This is a genomic window from Hydrogenophaga sp. 5NK40-0174 (assembly GCF_040372165.1).
Taxonomy (GTDB): domain Bacteria; phylum Pseudomonadota; class Gammaproteobacteria; order Burkholderiales; family Burkholderiaceae_C; genus Hydrogenophaga.
In genome coordinates, this window is the sequence record NZ_BAABWG010000001.1 from 280964 (window position 1) to 297471 (window position 16508).

Genomic DNA, 16508 nt, shown 5'->3' on the forward strand with positions numbered 1-16508 from the left:
GGTTCCCTGTGGCACTTGGCTTGTCGCACAATCGGCTGATGGCAAAGAAGACGCATGTTTCGGCCACGCCGGCCACGCAGTGGCTGAAGGCGCAGAAAGTCGAATTCACAGAGCATCCGTACGACTACGTCGAGCATGGTGGAGCGCAGCACAGTGCCGCCACGTTGGGCGTTGATCCGTTTGCAGTGGTCAAGACGCTGATCATGCAGGACGAGTCGGCTCGCCCGCTGGCGGTGCTCATGCATGGGAACCGAAAGGTGTCCACCAAATCGTTGGCGCGTCAAATTGGTGTGAAATCTGTGCAGCCCTGTTTGCCGGAAGTGGCCAATCGACATTCAGGCTACCTGGTGGGTGGCACGTCGCCGTTTGGCCTGAAACGAAGCATGCCCGTCTGGGTGGAGCGCAGCGTGCTGGCGTTGCCTTGTATCTGGATCAATGGCGGGCGCCGCGGTTTTCTGGTCAGCCTGTCACCGCTGGTTCTGACCGAAAAACTGGGTGCTCGGCCTGTCGACTGCGCACTGGCAGAATAGAGGCTCAAGAACTGGCCGGGCGAACTGTTCAGGGGCGCCCGCTGATGGCTTCAAAACATGCAGACATTTCTTCCCTATATTGCTACTGTGGCCGCTTACCTGATCGGTTCGCTGTCATTCGCTGTTCTGGTCAGTCGGGTCATGGGCTTGAACGACCCGCGTACCTACGGCAGCAAGAATCCGGGGGCGACCAATGTGCTGCGGTCCGGCAGCAAAAAAGCTGCCATCGTCACCCTGTTGCTTGATGCCATCAAGGGCTGGCTGCCGGTGTTTGCCGTGGGCATTTGGGGTGAATCGTTCGGTCTCGGGGCCTCGACCGTGGCCGCCGTTGGGCTGGCCGCATTTCTCGGCCACCTCTATCCGGTTTTCTTCGAGTTCAAAGGCGGCAAAGGTGTGGCGACGGCCGCGGGCGTCATCGTTGGCTTCAACCCGTGGCTGGGCCTTGCATCCTTGCTCACCTGGGTGATCATTGCGTACTTTTTCCGCTATTCTTCTTTGGCGTCGATCGTGACAGCCGTATTTGCGGCCGTCTTCTATCTGTTTGGTGACAAAGTGGCCTGGCAGGCCCCCAACGAACAGGTTCTGGTGCTGGCTGTGATGGCTGTACTGCTGGTCTGGCGCCACGCTGAGAACATCAACCGCCTGCTCGCGGGCACGGAAAGCAAAATTGGTGGAAAAAAGGCTGCGGAAAAATTGGGGAAGTGAGCTGGCCATTCCTCACAAGCCAGCCCGACACCACGTTTGACCATGAACAACAACATTCAACGCATCGGTATGGCCGCTCGGTACAGTGAAGCGGCCGTTTTCAATGGGGTGGTCTACCTGGCCGGGATGGTGCCTGAACGCGGGGACCACGACATTCGTGGTCAGACCGAAGATGTCCTGGCTCAGGTCGAAGCCCGTTTGCTGGAGGCGGGCAGTGACAAGTCCAGAATCCTTCGCGCCCAGATCTTTCTGGCAGACATCGCCGACATTGGCGCGATGAACGAAGTTTGGGACGCCTGGGTTGTCCCCGGGACTGCGCCACCGCGGGCGACGGTTGAGTCCAGGCTCGCCGATGCCGACTGGCGTATTGAGATCGTGGTCACCGCAGCACAGCAGTGATGCCAGGCGCTCTGGGGCGCTTCAATATCGCCTTTCCAAGGTCAGCTGACCAGCGCTCTGCTTGATGTCAAAGCGTTTGAGAAACGAGTTGCCCAGCAAGGCAAACTGCATGTTGGCAGGGATGATGTAGCCTTCGACGTTGCGCACCTTGATGCTGCCGAGGCTGACTTCATCAAACACCACGCTGTAGCCCAGTGTCACGCCGTTGGCCGTGTTGACCCGAACGCGCTTGGTGGGGTCGAGCTTGACCCCGAGGCGGCGTGCCCGATCCTGGCTGACAACCACTGCGCTGGCGCCTGTGTCGACCATGAACCTCACACTCCGCCCGTTGATGCCACCCAGTGAGGTGTAGTGCCCGTTGGTACCGGCAGTCAGAACGATCTCTTTGTCACTCGTGCTGCTTTCCTTGTCGCCGACGTTGAGTGGCGCTTCTCCGACGCGCAGGCGCTTTCTCTCTCCACCTGATTCGATGGTGGCGGTATCGCCCGAGACGGAGATCAGGCGGACGCCGTCGCGCTTCTGACCTGGTTTGACCAAGGCCGGTTGGGCGCCGTTGATCACCAGCAGCGCCTTGCCACCAAGCACACCTGCCAACGAAACGTTCTCCGCGCAGGCGCCGCCTGCCAACAGCATTCCAATGGTCGCGCCTGCCACGAATCGTTTCATGGGGCTTCTGTCCATGCCGCGAATCAGTCGCGGAAGTTGTTGAAGGACAGAGGCAAGTCCTTCATCTGATCCCGAATCAGGGCAATGGCCGCCTGCAGGTCATCACGCTTTCCGCCCGAGACCCGAACCGAGTCCCCTTGAATGGCGGCTTGCACTTTGATCTTGCTGCCTTTGATGAGCTGCTGGATCTTCTTGCCGTCTTCGGTCGCCACACCATTGCGAACCTTGACCAGCTGCTTGACCTTGTCGCCGCCGATCTTCTCGGGGTCGGAGAGATCCAGAAACCGAACATCAACGCCGCGTTTGGTCAGCTTGTTTCTCAGGATGTCTTCGATTTGCTGCAGCTGGAAGTCCGCATCGCCAAAGATTGTGATTTCCTTGTCCTTGAGTTCAATGGCGGCACTCGTGCCTTTGAAATCGAATCGTGTTCCGATTTCTCGTGCCGCTTGATCCACGGCATTTTTGACTTCGACGAAATCTGCTTCCAGAACGGTGTCGAATGACGGCATATTTAGAAACCCTTTCCTGCGACGGCAATGCGAGAATAGACCTATGTTAGTCGAGAAACAGGTCTCCCTCCAGCCATACAACTCCTTCGGGATCAGTGCGCGTGCCCAGAAGCTCGCCCGAATCACGAGCGAGGATGACCTTCTGGCGCTGATGGCACAGCCGGACTGGACGGTGACGCCACGGCTGATACTGGGCGGTGGCAGCAACATGGTCCTCACTGGCGATGTGAAGGCCCTGGTGCTCAAGATGGAGATTAAGGGTCGCCGTTTGCTTGATGCGCAAGAGAAGGGCTGGCTTGTCGAGGCAGGTGCTGGCGAGGTCTGGCATGACTTTGTGGCATGGACGCTGGCCCAGGGCTGGCCTGGTCTTGAAAACATGGCGCTCATTCCGGGGACGGTCGGCGCTGCGCCAGTGCAGAACATTGGCGCGTATGGGGTAGAACTGCAGGACAGGTTCCATTCGCTGGATGGGATCGACCTCGAGACAGGGCGGTCATTCAGCCTGGATGCCGCTCAATGCGGCTTCGGCTACCGGGACTCGGTGTTCAAGCACGCTCCCGACGACAGTCGTTCCCTCGGGATGGCGGGGAGGGCTGTGATCACGAGAGTGCGCTTCTGGTTGCCGCGCCCATGGAAGCCGGAGCTGGGCTATCTTGAGCTGGAGCGAAAGGTGGCGGAGCTGGCGGGCGCCGTGCCCTCGCCGCAGCAGGTCTTCGACTGGGTCTGCGAGATCCGGCGGTCCAAACTGCCCGATCCGGCCGTGATCGGCAATGCGGGCAGTTTTTTCAAGAACCCGACGGTCACCCCTGAGCAATGTGCGGACATCATTGCCCGTGATCCGAAAGTGGTGCATTACCCCTTGCCTGACGGCAGTGTGAAGCTGGCAGCGGGCTGGATGATCGACGCCTGCGGCTGGAAGGGCAAGACGATGGGGCATGCAGGTGTCTACGAGAAACAGGCGCTGGTCCTGATCAACAAGGGCACGGCGGAACACCCTTGCACAGGGGGTGAGGTCATGACCCTGGCCAAAGCCATACAGACCAGTGTTTACGAGCGGTTTGGGATCCGGCTGGAGCCGGAGCCTGTGGTCGTGTGACCCGCTCATGGCCATGATTGCCGTGATGAAAATTGCAGCCAGGGCCTCGCAGGGAATCGTAGCGTCGGGGCTTGTCCAAGTCGCGGTGTGCATGGTCTTGGCGTTGTCGGCCAATGTTGCTCATGCGGAGGCAGTCAGGGTCAAGACCAGGGTCGTCGACGAGATGGTTCAGGTCACCATGCGAACCACCGTGGAAGCGCCCATGCCCCTGGTGTGGGCAGTGCTGACGGATTACGCCGGGTCCGCCGCCTGGGTGCCGGGCATGCGCTCGAGTCGAATTCTTCGCCGTGACAGAGACGGGATCGTGGTCGAGCAGAACGGATACATCGACGTCGTGGTGTTCACCGTGGACATGCACGTCGTGGTGAAAGTCCGCGAGTTCCCTCCCGACAAAATCACAGTCAATCTGGTGGAAGGCGATTTTGAACATCTGGAGGGTGCCTACGCTTTGTGGCCTGATGCAAAACACCCAGGCGTGACCCATGTGCAGTGGTCGGGTCAGCTCAAACCTGCGTTTGCTGTTCCGGGCGTGGTCTCGTCTTCAGTGGTGGAACGCAATGTCCGGATGCAGTTTGAAGGCCTGGTGGCAGAGGTCAATCGCAGGGAGCGAGCGCGGCGTGGCTTGCCCCCCCTGCCGGAAGACAAACCTGTCCGGATACCCCGAGGAGGGGAATTCTGATGGGGCGTCAGCGGAGCAGGCGATGCGCTGCCTGGGTGGCATTGCTTCTGATATCGCTGCTGCAAGCGTGCGGGTCGACAGGTACGCGAGAGGGAGTCGGACTCGACGCCGCTACCGAACGTCGTTCAGGTGAACAGGTCAATGGCGGATCGACTGTGATGGCGTGTCGCCGCTGGATGCACGCACTGGATGAAATGGTCAAAGCCAGGCAGGCAGGAGATGCCCAGGATCAGCCTGTTGATGGGTTTGTCTATGCCCGAACGTCGCGCTTTCTTTCATCATGGCGCGAAGAACTCGATACGGATGATCCAAGCTTCCGAGTCTGGGCTGCCATGCTGGCGGATCGTGGACGCGAAGGCCTGGAGGCCGAATGGTCGAGACTCAGCCTGGCCGACCGCCACGAGCTGCTTTCCCTGGGCCGGGATGCTCAAGCGCCGGACGAGCGTGGTGCCGAGAGAATCGAGCGATGCTCCAGAGAATTGCTGGCGGCCGATCTTGCGCGACCTGAGGCCCGTCAAGCGATGCTGGAAAACAGCGCGGCAAAAGACGCTTATGTGGATTGGCAGCGTTGGCTGGGTGCCTATCCATTGAGTCGTGTGCCGTTTTCTGCGGGGGTGAGGCGGTGGCAGGAAGAGACGCAACGCACGTTTGATGTGGCACAAGATGGGACCGACTCCATGCCCGAGGGATTGACCCGCTATGTGCCGGTCGGACAGCCAGCGGGAGCAGGCCTGTCAGGCAGGCAGGCCCGGGCGTCGTCACCGTGGCCGCGCAATGCGCTCGGCGTACCTATCCTTGACGCAGGTGATCTCAGTGATTTGTTCACGCGGCACGCGCCGGTTCTCCGAATGGACGTGTCGACTGACGACGACCGACCGGGCACGATGCGCGTTTCACCAGAGGGCGAGCTGCTCGTTGATGTGATGCAGCCCGTCGCGTACATCCGCGCTTCGTTTACCCGCTGGGGCGGGCAGGTGATGCTGCAGCTCAACTACCTCTTCTGGTTTTCGTCGAGGCCGGCTACGTCGAGCCTGGACCTTCTTGCGGGCCGGTTTGACGGTTTCATTTGGCGCGTGACTCTGGACGAGAGCGGGCTCCCCCTTGTCTACGACACCATCCACGCCTGTGGCTGCTATCACGAGTTCTTTCCGGTTCGCGGCGTTCTTCCGCGCCCGGTGCCAGAGGGTGAGCGAGGCAATGAGTGGCTGTTCATGCCAGGTGAAGCGCCTGTGCTGCAGGAGGGGCAGCGCATGGCCTTGCACCTTGCTTCAGGCTCGCACTACCTGACCCGTGTGGCGGTGGCTGACATTTCGGAGGCAGGTGACGTGGGAGGGGTTCGCTACGGTTTGATCGATGAGAACGGACTGAGAGCGCTGCCGGTGCCTGCGCCGAGTGGTGAATCGAGTGGTCGTACTGCCAGCGCCTATGCACCGGATGGTTTGGTCCCGGGCAGTGAACGCCTGGAGCGTTTCCTGTTCTGGCCGATGGGCATTCCCAGTGCGGGTGCTCAGCGGCAGTGGGGACACCACGCCACCGCCTTTGTCGGTCGCCGTCATTTCGATGACCCTTATCTGATGGAGTCCCGGTTTGAGCTGCCGCGCCCGGGCACGGCCGAGAAAAAAGCCACACCCGCAAAACACGGGCATGGCCTTTGATCAGAGCCAACTTGCCGCTCAGGATTTGGCGGGTTTGTCAGTACCTTCCAGTCGCAACATGCTGGCGCCTTCGCCCAGCGACAACAGACCGGTGTTGGCATAGATGCCCAGCTTGCCGCGCGTGTCGGTGATGTCCAGGTTGCGCATGGTCAACTGGCCGATGCGGTCGGCTGGCGAAAATGGCGCGTCTTCCACCTTTTCCATCGACAGGCGCTCAGGCGCGTAGGTCAGGTTCGGGCTTTCGGTGTTGAGCAGGCTGTAGTCGTTGCCACGGCGCAGTTCCAGCGTCACTTCGCCGGTGACGGCCCGTGCAATCCAGCGCTGGGCCGTTTCGCGCAACATGATGGCTTGCGGATCGAACCAGCGGCCCTGATACAGCAAACGGCCCAGTCGCAAGCCATTGATGCGATATTGCTCGATGGTGTCCTCGTTGTGGATGCCGGTCACCAGTCGCTCGTAGGCAATGAACAGCAGCGCCATGCCGGGGGCTTCGTAGATGCCGCGGCTCTTCGCTTCAATGATGCGGTTTTCAATTTGGTCGCTCATGCCCAGACCGTGACGGCCGCCAATGCGGTTGGCTTCCAGAATCAGCTCGACCGGGTTGTCGAAGGTCTTGCCATTGAGGGCCACTGGCTGGCCTTCTTCAAAGCGCACCGTCACGGTCTCGCGCTTGATCTCAACGTCGTCCTTCCAGAACGCGACACCCATGATGGGGTTGACGATGTGCATGCCGCTGTTGAGCTCTTCCAGGTCTTTGGCCTCGTGCGTCGCACCCAGCATGTTGCTGTCGGTGGAGTAGGCTTTCTCGACACTCATCTTGTAGTCGAAGCCGTTGGCGATGAGGAACTCGCTCATCTCTTTGCGGCCACCCAGCTCATCGATGAAGGTCTGGTCCAGCCAGGGCTTGTAGATCTTCAGGCTCGGGTTGGTCAGCAGGCCGTAGCGATAGAAGCGCTCAATGTCGTTGCCCTTGTAGGTAGAGCCGTCCCCCCAGATGTTGACGTCGTCTTCCTTCATGGCCGCCACCAGCATGGTGCCAGTCACAGCGCGACCCAGCGGGGTGGTGTTGAAGTAGGTCTGGCCCGCAGTCGTGACGTGGAAGGCGCCACACTGCAGCGCGGCAATGCCTTCGTGCGCCAATTGCAGCCGGCAGTCGATCAGGCGAGCCTTCTCGGCACCGTACTCCGTTGCCTTGCGTGGAATGGCGTCGTAGTCCGGCTCGTCAGGCTGACCCAGGTTGGCGGTATAGGCATAGGGCGAAGCGCCTTTTTGCTTCATCCACAGCAGGGCTGCGCTGGTGTCCAGACCGCCTGAGAAGGCGATACCGACTTTCTGGCCTTTGGGGAGGTTTTGCAGGATGGTGCTCATGGTTCAGTCCGTTGGCTTATGACTTGGGGCTGTGGTTGGAAACCTGCAGGCCCGCGCTTATTTGTATCAGGCGTAGTGACAGATGTAATGAAAGGCGTTCGTCACACGGATGTCAAAATACGAGTTTTCAGGGATGGAGAATTGCTCCCCTGCCTTGACAGCGATCCAGTCGTCGCTGCCTGCCAGCCGGTAATCGCAATCGCCTGCCGTGCATTCCATGACCTCGGCCGCTTCAGTGTTGAATCGCAGCGTAGCGGGCAAGACGACGCCGACGGATTTTCGCGTGCCGTCGGCGAAGGTGAGGCCATGGCTGACGCATTTGCCGTCGAAGTAGACGCTGGCCCGGGTGGAAACGGTGACGCCGGAAATGAGCTCGGTGGTCATGGTTGCTTTGTTGGGAATAGGGGACAAACCCACCATTGTATTCGGTGAGGCCACCGCTGGCGTTCTTGTCAGATCGATGGCCTTGTTGCACAAGGATGCAGGTATCCGGGCGCGAGACGTCAGGATCAGCGTATGACCGTATTGTTGGCTTCTTTGGTGGTGATGGTGATCGCGCTGGCGCTGCTGCTTCGACGGCGGCGCTCGCGTCTGGTGGCGGCGTTCGTGTCCCTGGCATGGGTGGTCTGGAGTGTGGCGGCGGTGCTGCACCTCATATCGGATCATTTCACCGGTCAGGGGTTTGATGAAGCGGTGGTGTTTCATCTCAGAGTCGGGCTGGCTGGTACTGGCTGGCGTGAATACTGGCTCCCGGTGGCGTCAGCGGCACTGATGTCCTTGCTCATCCTGCTGGTGGCCTGGTCCGTGTTCCGGCGCATGCGGTCTCAATCCGACAACGTGCACTCGTCGCTGGCTTCCCAGTGGTGGGGGCTGGGCTTGCTGGCGGCTGCGCTGGGTGCCAATCCTGCCGCACTGGCCGGCGGCCGAATGGTGCTTGCCTCCGTATCCGCCCAGGGCGAGCCTGCTCCCTCGGTGTTTCAGGCTCAAGCCGGGTTCACCGACGGCAGGGCGGTGAAGCCCCAACGCAACCTGGTGTACATCTACCTTGAAAGCGTTGAGCGAACTTACCTGGATGACCGCTTGTTCCCAGGTCTGGCGCCGAACCTGAGTCGACTTGAAAAGCTGGGTGCCAGCCACACCGATGTGCGACAAGTGCACGGCACCGGATGGACGATTGCCGGCATGGTGGCCTCTCAGTGTGGCCTGCCTCTTGTCCTTCCCGGCGACAGCAGTGTCGCTACGACGCTGGACCAGTTTCTGCCGGAAGCACGCTGCATGGGCGACGTGCTGAAAGACGCCGGCTATGAGTTGCACTACATGGGTGGCGCTGATGCCGGGTTTGCGGGCAAAGGCAATTTCTATCGCACACACGGTTTCTCCCATGTGCATGGGTTGCACGAGTTGCAGGGCCGGCTGCCTGCCGAGCGGGCTCGATCGGCATGGGGCATTTATGACGACGACCTCTTCGGTCTGGTCGAGGCCGAGTATCACCGGCTTGCCAAGGCGGACAAGCCCTTTGGCATCTTCACCCTGACCCTCGATACGCACCATCCGGTTGGTCATGAAACGCCCAGTTGCAAGGACTTGAAGTACCGGGACGGTCAGAATGCCATGCTCAACGCGGTTGCGTGTGCGGACCGCATGGTTGGTCGCCTCATGGACCGCCTGCTGGAGTCGGAGGCTGCGAAAGACACGGTCTTTGTCATCGCTTCCGATCACCTGGCCATGAACAATGCCGCGATTGACCAGTTGCGACAGGGAGACCGCAAGAATCTGTTTCTCGTCATCGACGGCGGCGATCTGCGCGAATCCAGGGTGAGCCGCAGTGGTTCGATGCTGGATGCCGGTGCCAGTGTCATGGCGCGGCTGGTGGCGCAGGGCGGCCCAGGGGTGACATTTAGGCTGGGATATGGCCATTCCATGGAAGGTGAGGCGTCGACGCTGACGGAAGAGCTGGAAGCCGACACCGACGCTTTTTTGTCTCGTCATGACCGTTTTCATGCGTCGTTGTGGGATCGGCCGCAGCTCGATGAAGGCATCCGCCTTCTGCCAGGCGAGCAAGGCCTGGCGCTGGGGGACCGGTCTGTCCGGTTGCCGGTGCTCATGATGGTCGACGCTGACGCTACCTTGCTGGCACTGCGATCGGCAGACTCGGCGCAATGGAATCTCCAGGATCAAGTTCTGGCCAGTCCGCCTGGGCGGCACTTTGTATGGGTGGATGATTGTGAGCAGACTTGGATTCTGGAGCCGGAGCAGTCACCGCGAGGGCGAGTGTGCCTGGCCGCCGGCCGCATGGGGGACACCAGGATTCACCTGCAGACGCTTGATGAAGGCGTATCAGTGGCCCCGTCAGCCTTGCGTGCGCATCTGTCGTCCGCTTCGCCCGACCTGGTCGCCTATGCGCTCAGGCAGTCGGCAGCTGACAAGTGGAAGCAGTTTGGAACGGATCAGGTCTTCGCGACGGCATGGCCGGAGGGTGGCGGGAGGCGTGCGTCGACACTCCTGGTCCGGAGCTCGGCCAGAGGTGCCGGAAAGTCCATGCTGATGTCGCCTGACACTGCCTGGCGTCAGGTGCTCAAGCCGGGCGTTCACGTCGTAGAGCTGGATGCGCATGGAGCGCCCGTCCGCCAGCTTCTGCTGTCGGATTGCCTGGAGCACAAAGGTGGGGCAGAAGCTGCCGTCGAAATGCTGGAGCAGGCCACGTCTGGCCAGGGGAGCACGTTGCACCTTCTGGTTGGCGCTGAAGCCGATGCCTGTGCGCCGGACCTGATCAGGGGGTCGCTGGAACAAACCCCTCTTCAACATTGGGAAGGGCTTGCAGAGGGGCAGCCCTATGCCGTCTTCTTCGACGGCAAGGGCGGGTACCGGGAATACTATGGTCCGCCGGGGTCCGCCGTCGCCGTGGAGATTGAGTCCGCCGGTGCACGTTCGTCAGCGCCCGCGCGCTGAGTTGGCGAAGCCGCCGGAGGATGCCGATCAGACCCGATCAGTCCACTGCGCTTCAGAAAACCCGACAGTGATGCCGTCGCTCCATTGCACAACTGGGCGTTTGATCAGGGAAAGGTTGGCCAGCATGAGGGCCTGGGCTGAGGCTGCGTCCGTTACCGAGGCTTGCTCGGTCGCATCCAGCTTGCGCCAGGTGGTTCCCCGCTTGTTGAGTAGCGCTTCCCAGCCCAGGGCCTTGATCCAGCCATTGAGCACCTCCGGGGTGAGGTCTGACTTCTTGAAGTCGTGAAACTGGTGGTCGACACCCTGTCTGGTCAGCCATGTCCGGGCCTTCTTGACGGTGTCGCAATTGGGAATGCCGTAAACAGTGATCATGTCCGGATTGTCCTGCATTTGAGGCAAGGCCGCTGCGAGAGTGGGACAATTGGCGCATGACTTCAGCGACCCCGAACACCCCAGAGGCCAGTGCCAGCCTCGCGCAGTGGCTCAACTACTGTGAGCGCATTCACCCCAGTGCCATTGATATGGGGCTTGAGCGGGTGCAGGCTGTGGCGATTCGCATGGGCCTGAAGCTCGATACGCCAGTGATCACCGTGGCGGGAACCAATGGAAAAGGTTCCACCTGCGCCATGCTGGAAGCCATCTACCTTGAGGCTGGCTACTCGACCGGTGTGTACACCTCCCCGCATCTGGTGCACTTTGAAGAAAGGTGCCGCATCGTGGGGGAGTCGGTGCGGGCGGAAGACCTGTGCGCGGCCTTTTCTCTGGTGGAGTCGGCCAGGGCTGGTCGAGGAGGCGACGACGCGATCAGTCTGACCTACTTCGAATTCACCACCTTGGCCATTTTGCGGGTCTTGTCGCAGGCCGGCGCAGATGTACTGATTCTCGAGGTCGGGCTGGGTGGGCGTCTGGACGCTGTGAACATCGTGGATGCTGATTGCGCTGTGATCACCAGCGTGGCGCTCGATCATGTGGGGTTTCTTGGCACTGACCGCGAAGCCATTGGCTATGAGAAGGCCGGCATCATGCGCACGGGTCGCCCGGTGGTGATCAGCGATCCGCAGCCCCCGCAAAGTGTGCTGGATCGCGCCCGAGAGATCGACGCCAATACGTGGTTGATCGGGCGGGATTTCCATTTTGCCGGTGACCGTCAGCAATGGGGCTGGGCCATGCACCCTTCCCATGGTGGGCGTCGGTACAGTGGGCTGGCCTATCCCGCTTTGCGTGGAGCCAATCAGCTGGTCAATGCTGCAGGGGTTCTGGCTGTCGTCGAGGTCATGAGGCCGCAGTTGCCTGTCACCGCCCAGTCCATCCGCAATGGTCTGGCACTCGTTGAACTGCCGGGGCGTTTTCAGATGGTGCCTGGTGCGCCAGCGCTGGTACTGGACGTGGCTCACAACCCTCATTCCGTGGCCGCCCTGGCCGAAAACCTGGACAACATGGGCTTCTACCCCTGTACCCGGGTGGTGCTGGGTGCCATGGCAGACAAAGACCTTGTCGCCATGCTGGAGCGGGTAGGTCCCTTGGTCGATGCGTGGTACCTGTGCAACCTTCCGGTGCCGCGCGCAGCCACTGCCGAAGCCCTGAAGGCTTTGCTTTTGCAGCCGGGCGAGGGTGGCAAGGCTGTGGCCGAGGCAGGCGCCGTCAAAGGGTGTTTCGATACGCCAACGGCGGCATTGGCACAGGCCCTCGCCGAGGCAGACCCGGCTGATAGAATCGTGGTGTTTGGCTCTTTCTACACCGTGGGTGGCGTGCTGGAAAACGGCATTCCCCGGCTCTCGGCGCACCCGCCGGGTGCCTGAAGCCCGCTGGCTGAAAATCGGGCCAGTTCCGATCATTGTTCCCAGCGAACTGCCTGACCCAAAAAAGCGGTGTCCGATTCCCCACGCATGTTGAAGTCCCGATCCGGTTCGAAGGCTGGTGCCTCGTCCCAGGCGGCGCAGAGCATTGACGACGTCAGGCGCCGAGCCCGCCATCGCCTTATCGGTGCCACCATTCTGGTGCTGATCGGTGTGGTGGGTTTCTCACTGCTGTTTGACTCCCAGCCACGTCCCGTCGCGGGTCTGGTGCCCATCGAAATTCCCGATCGCGGTGAGCCCGCTGCCGCGGCTGTGGCTTCAAGCCCGGTCGATGGCCAGTCGACAGGCGATGATGTCGGGCGAGATGCCGGCAATGGGGGCGACGCAGCACCCATCACCGACCAGCGCGCCACCCTGGATGACGGCGAAGAGGCCGTCGAGGATGGTCCCCCCGCTGCAGCTGCCCCAGAGCCTCGGGCCGAGCCTGTCAAGGCGCCAGAGCCTGCCCCGGCACCTGTGCCGCCTGCACCCGCTCCGATCAAGCCCAAGACCCCTGTCCAGCCACCTGCCACGCCCAAGCCTGCACCTGCGCCAGAGCCCAAGCCTGAAGAAGCTTCAAGCCCTAACAGCGAGCGCTACGTGGTGCAGGTGGGTGCATTTGCCGACGCCAGCAGCGTGACACGCGTGCGCCGCAAGCTTGAAAGCGCTGGCATGAAAACCTATACCCAGGCAGTCAACACGGCCGCGGGAAAGCGCACCCGTGTTCGCCTCGGGCCCTTTGATTCACGTGCCAGTGCGGAAAAAGCGGCGGCCAAGGCCAAAGCGCTGGGGCTTCCAGGCAGGGTGCTTACACTCTGACCGGCTGGGTTCCAGACCGTCTCAAAGCACATGAACTGGGTCGATTGGGCGCTGATTCTGATTTTGCTGATATCCCTGGTCATTGGCCTTTGGCGAGGACTGGTGTACGAAGTCATGTCGGTTCTGGCCTGGGTGGCAGCTTTCATCGTGGCACAGGCTTTCGCAGGCGATGTGGGTAGTTGGCTGCCCATGGGGGGCGCATCGGCTGGTCTGAAAACTGCAGCCGGGTTTTTGCTGGTATTTGTCGGCACAGCGTTTGCCGGCGGTTTTGTTGCCTGGCTGGTCAAGAAGATGGTCGAGTCGGTTGGCTTGCGACCCATTGACCGGGTGCTGGGTGCTGGATTTGGAGTTGCCCGGGGGGCCGTGATTCTGCTGGCCCTGACGCTGGTGATCAACATGACCCCACTGGTGGCAGAAGTTTGGTGGCAAGAGTCGGTCGGCGCGAAAATGCTGACCTTGACCTTGTACTCGGTCAAACCCCTGCTGCCTGACGTTGTGGCTGCTCAGTTGCCTTGAGGCAACTGGCCGGCTGCGTTTGCTTTTTTTGCTTTTTCGTTTGAGGTTCAAACATGTGTGGAATCGTCGGTGTGGTCAGCCATGCACCGGTCAACCAGCTGATTTACGACGCGTTGCTGCTCCTGCAGCACCGGGGCCAGGATGCCGCCGGTATCGTCACACAGCAGGGACGCAAGTTCTTCATGCACAAGGCCAAAGGCATGGTGCGCGATGTCTTCCGTACGCGCAACATGCGCGCCCTGCCTGGCACCTGTGGACTGGGTCAGGTCCGCTATCCAACGGCTGGTAACGCCTACAGCGAAGAAGAGGCACAACCTTTTTATGTCAACGCACCTTTCGGCCTGGTGATGGTGCACAACGGCAACCTGACCAATGCCAAGGCGCTGAAGCAGGAGCTGTTTCAGACGGATCACCGCCACATCAATACCGAGAGTGACTCCGAGGTCTTGCTCAACGTGCTGGCCCACGAGCTGGAGCGCGTCACCCGAGGCGTGTCCCTGAAACCTGCCGACGTCTTCGAGGCCGTCAAAGGCGTCCACAAGCGCGTCAAGGGTTCCTACGCAGTCATCATGCTGATTGCCGGGCATGGCTTGCTCGCTTTCCGCGATCCGCACGGCATTCGTCCTCTGTGCTTCGGGCAAGGGGCTGGCGGCTTCATGGTGGCGAGCGAGTCCGTGACGCTGGAAGGCTCGGGCTTCGATTGCGTGCGCGACGTGACGCCAGGCGAGGCGATCTTTGTGGATCTGGAAGGCAATGTCCACATGCAGCAATGCGCTGAGCAGATTCGCCACTACCCTTGCGTGTTCGAGTATGTGTACCTTGCTCGCCCTGATTCCGTGCTCGACGGCATTTCGGTGTACCAGGCTCGCCTGAACATGGGACAGACCCTGGCGCAGGAACTGGTCAAGCACGTCGACCCGAAAGACATCGACGTGGTGATCCCGATCCCCGAGTCATCTCGTCCAAGCGCCATGGAACTGGCCCATCGTCTGGGGCTGCTGTACCGCGAGGGCTTCGTCAAGAACCGGTACGTCGGGCGTACCTTTATCATGCCCGGCCAATCGGTCCGCAAGAAGTCGGTGCGCCAGAAACTCAATGTCATGGCCAGCGAATTCCAGGGCCGGAGTGTATTGCTGGTGGATGATTCCATCGTTCGCGGCACCACCAGTCGAGAGATCGTCCAGATGGCGCGCGATGCTGGAGCCCGCAAGGTCTACCTTGCCAGCGCTGCGCCGCCGGTGCGCTACCCGAACGTCTACGGCATCGACATGCCCACGCCGCAGGAGCTGGTGGCCCATGGTCGCACCATCGAAGAGATTCGTCAGATCATTGGCTGCGATGCCCTGATTTACCAGGATGTCGACGCGATGAAGCAAACCATCGGCAGCCTCAATCCAGGCCTGGCCGGATTCGATGCATCCTGCTTTGACGGCATCTACGTCACAGGCGACATCACGCCGGAAGACATTGAGAACCTGAATCAGGGCCGGGACCAGGGCAGCGAAGAAGACTCGGAAGACACGTCGCGCCTTTCATTGCCCAACGCGCAGGAAAACTGAGAGCCATGAGTCAATCGTCCCTGCCTGAGGGCTTGCACCGCGATACCCTGGCCGTCAGGGCCGCTGCGGAGCGCAGTCAGTACGGAGAAAACTCGGAAGCCCTGTACCTGACCAGCGGGTATGTGCAGCCTTCCGCACAATCCAGTGCCGACCGGTTTGCCGGTGATGAAGACGGCTTTACCTATGGCCGCTATGGCAACCCCACGGTGGCGTCGTTTGAGCAAAGGCTCGCTGCCATGGAGGGCGCGCCTGCGTGTATTTCCACTGCGTCGGGCATGTCGGCGATTCTCATGATGTGCATGGGCCTGCTCAAGGCCGGTGACCACGTCATCTGTTCGCATTCCATGTTCGGCTCCACCATCAAGCTGATCGGAACCGACCTGGCCAAGTTTGGTGTGGAATCGACCTTTGTGTCGCAAACCGACACCGCTGCATGGAAGGCTGCCGTCAAGCCCAACACCCGGCTGCTGTTTGCCGAGACGCCCACCAACCCATTGACCGATGTGTGCGACATCCAGGCCCTGGCGGACATCGCTCACAACGCCGGCGCCTTGCTGGCCGTGGACAACTGCTTCGCCACGCCCGTGTTGCAACGCCCGATGGCCATGGGCGCTGACATTGTCATGCACTCGGGAACCAAATACCTGGACGGGCAGGGCAGGGTGATGGCGGGTGCGCTGTGTGCCAGCGAAGAGCTGGTGACCAAGACCTTTTTGCCGGTGCTCAAGAGCAGCGGCATGACGCTTGCTCCCTTCAATGCCTGGGTGGTGCTCAAGGGACTGGAAACGCTTGAACTGCGCATGCAGGCACAGTCTGCCAAAGCGCTGGAGCTGGCGCGTTGGCTGTCGGGCCATGGCATGGTGAACAAGGTCTTCTACCCCGGTCTTGCCAGTCACGCTCAACACGAACTGGCCATGGCGCAGCAGTCAGGCTTGGGCGGTGCGGTGCTGTCTTTCGAGGTCAAGGCCAGCGGTGCAGACCAGGCCCGTGCAAGAGCTTTCCATGTGCTTGACTCGCTGAAGGTGCTGTCCCTGTGTACCAACCTGGGCGACACCAAGACGCTTTGCACCCACCCGGCCAGCACATCCCATGGTCGTCTCACGGAAGACCAGCGTCAAACCGCCGGCGTGACCCAAGGCCTCGTGCGCGTGGCCGTGGGGCTGGAACACCCGCAAGACGTACAGGCCGACATTGACCGAGGTCTCTCGACCATTGCCTGATCC

General features: G+C 61.1%; 17 protein-coding genes. 12 read left to right on the plus strand and 5 right to left on the minus strand.

Annotated features, from left to right (window positions below):
• Positions 1 to 38: 38 nt before the first annotated feature.
• From ABWV89_RS01225 to ABWV89_RS01235, 3 genes are read left to right on the plus strand one after another with little or no spacing between them, the layout of a single operon-like run.
• Positions 39 to 530 (plus strand): aminoacyl-tRNA deacylase, encoded by a 492-nt coding sequence (locus tag ABWV89_RS01225; RefSeq protein ID WP_353393416.1) that lies wholly within the window; start codon positions 39 to 41, stop codon positions 528 to 530.
• Between the two features lie 57 nt (positions 531 to 587).
• Positions 588 to 1235: a glycerol-3-phosphate 1-O-acyltransferase PlsY gene (plsY, locus tag ABWV89_RS01230; protein ID WP_353393418.1), complete on the plus strand. Its 648-nt coding sequence runs from the start codon at positions 588 to 590 to the stop codon at positions 1233 to 1235.
• Positions 1236 to 1277: 42 nt separating this feature from the next.
• The gene (locus ABWV89_RS01235; RefSeq protein ID WP_353393420.1) at positions 1278 to 1634 is read left to right on the plus strand and encodes a RidA family protein; all 357 of its coding nucleotides are present in this window, start codon (positions 1278 to 1280) and stop codon (positions 1632 to 1634) included.
• Between the two features lie 21 nt (positions 1635 to 1655).
• On the opposite strand, the gene ABWV89_RS01240 is transcribed toward ABWV89_RS01235, so the two are convergent.
• Both ABWV89_RS01240 and ABWV89_RS01245 read right to left on the minus strand, forming a co-directional pair.
• A complete protein-coding gene (locus tag ABWV89_RS01240; RefSeq protein ID WP_353393422.1) occupies positions 1656 to 2300 on the minus strand; it encodes a retropepsin-like aspartic protease family protein in 645 nt (214 codons plus the stop codon).
• A gap of 23 nt (positions 2301 to 2323) precedes the next feature.
• A complete protein-coding gene (locus tag ABWV89_RS01245) occupies positions 2324 to 2809 on the minus strand; it encodes a YajQ family cyclic di-GMP-binding protein (protein WP_353393425.1) in 486 nt (161 codons plus the stop codon).
• A 43-nt stretch (positions 2810 to 2852) separates the two neighbouring features.
• Between ABWV89_RS01245 and murB the strand changes: the two genes are divergently transcribed.
• From murB to ABWV89_RS01260, 3 genes are all read left to right on the plus strand, one after another.
• On the plus strand, positions 2853 to 3905 hold the full coding sequence (gene murB / locus ABWV89_RS01250) for a UDP-N-acetylmuramate dehydrogenase (protein WP_353393427.1): 1053 nt from the start codon (positions 2853 to 2855) through the stop codon (positions 3903 to 3905).
• Positions 3906 to 3996: 91 nt separating this feature from the next.
• The gene (locus ABWV89_RS01255) at positions 3997 to 4584 is read left to right on the plus strand and encodes an SRPBCC family protein (RefSeq protein ID WP_353393429.1); all 588 of its coding nucleotides are present in this window, start codon (positions 3997 to 3999) and stop codon (positions 4582 to 4584) included.
• A complete protein-coding gene (locus ABWV89_RS01260) occupies positions 4584 to 6239 on the plus strand; it encodes a hypothetical protein (RefSeq protein ID WP_353393431.1) in 1656 nt (551 codons plus the stop codon). Before ABWV89_RS01255 ends, ABWV89_RS01260 begins: the two co-directional genes overlap by 1 nt.
• Before the next feature lie 18 nt (positions 6240 to 6257).
• Here ABWV89_RS01260 and argG read toward each other — a convergent pair whose 3' ends face one another.
• Together argG and ppnP are read right to left on the minus strand one after the other, a co-directional pair.
• Entirely contained in the window at positions 6258 to 7607 is a 1350-nt protein-coding gene (argG, locus tag ABWV89_RS01265; protein ID WP_353393433.1) for an argininosuccinate synthase, read from the minus strand.
• Between the two features lie 66 nt (positions 7608 to 7673).
• The gene (gene ppnP / locus ABWV89_RS01270) at positions 7674 to 7991 is read right to left on the minus strand and encodes a pyrimidine/purine nucleoside phosphorylase (protein ID WP_353393435.1); all 318 of its coding nucleotides are present in this window, start codon (positions 7989 to 7991) and stop codon (positions 7674 to 7676) included.
• Positions 7992 to 8123: 132 nt separating this feature from the next.
• Between ppnP and ABWV89_RS01275 the strand changes: the two genes are divergently transcribed.
• Positions 8124 to 10556: a sulfatase-like hydrolase/transferase gene (locus tag ABWV89_RS01275; RefSeq protein WP_353393437.1), complete on the plus strand. Its 2433-nt coding sequence runs from the start codon at positions 8124 to 8126 to the stop codon at positions 10554 to 10556.
• 27 nt (positions 10557 to 10583) lie between these two features.
• On the opposite strand, the gene ABWV89_RS01280 is transcribed toward ABWV89_RS01275, so the two are convergent.
• Positions 10584 to 10928 carry an ArsC family reductase gene (locus ABWV89_RS01280; RefSeq protein WP_353393439.1) on the minus strand — a complete coding sequence of 115 codons (345 nt, stop codon included), beginning with the start codon at positions 10926 to 10928 and terminating at the stop codon, positions 10584 to 10586.
• Between the two features lie 56 nt (positions 10929 to 10984).
• Here ABWV89_RS01280 and folC point away from each other — a divergent pair, with 56 nt between their 5' ends.
• The 5 genes from folC (at position 10985) to ABWV89_RS01305 (ending at position 16505) form a co-directional block, all read left to right on the plus strand.
• Entirely contained in the window at positions 10985 to 12355 is a 1371-nt protein-coding gene (gene folC, locus ABWV89_RS01285; protein ID WP_353393441.1) for a bifunctional tetrahydrofolate synthase/dihydrofolate synthase, read from the plus strand.
• Between the two features lie 87 nt (positions 12356 to 12442).
• Positions 12443 to 13210 carry an SPOR domain-containing protein gene (locus ABWV89_RS01290; RefSeq protein ID WP_353393443.1) on the plus strand — a complete coding sequence of 256 codons (768 nt, stop codon included), beginning with the start codon at positions 12443 to 12445 and terminating at the stop codon, positions 13208 to 13210.
• Between the two features lie 30 nt (positions 13211 to 13240).
• Positions 13241 to 13726 carry a CvpA family protein gene (locus ABWV89_RS01295; RefSeq protein WP_353393445.1) on the plus strand — a complete coding sequence of 162 codons (486 nt, stop codon included), beginning with the start codon at positions 13241 to 13243 and terminating at the stop codon, positions 13724 to 13726.
• A 53-nt stretch (positions 13727 to 13779) separates the two neighbouring features.
• Complete coding sequence (gene purF / locus ABWV89_RS01300; RefSeq protein WP_353393447.1) at positions 13780 to 15285, plus strand: amidophosphoribosyltransferase; 1506 nt, start codon at positions 13780 to 13782, stop codon at positions 15283 to 15285.
• 5 nt (positions 15286 to 15290) lie between these two features.
• Entirely contained in the window at positions 15291 to 16505 is a 1215-nt protein-coding gene (locus ABWV89_RS01305; protein WP_353393449.1) for an O-succinylhomoserine sulfhydrylase, read from the plus strand.
• The last annotated feature ends 3 nt before the right edge of the window (positions 16506 to 16508 follow it).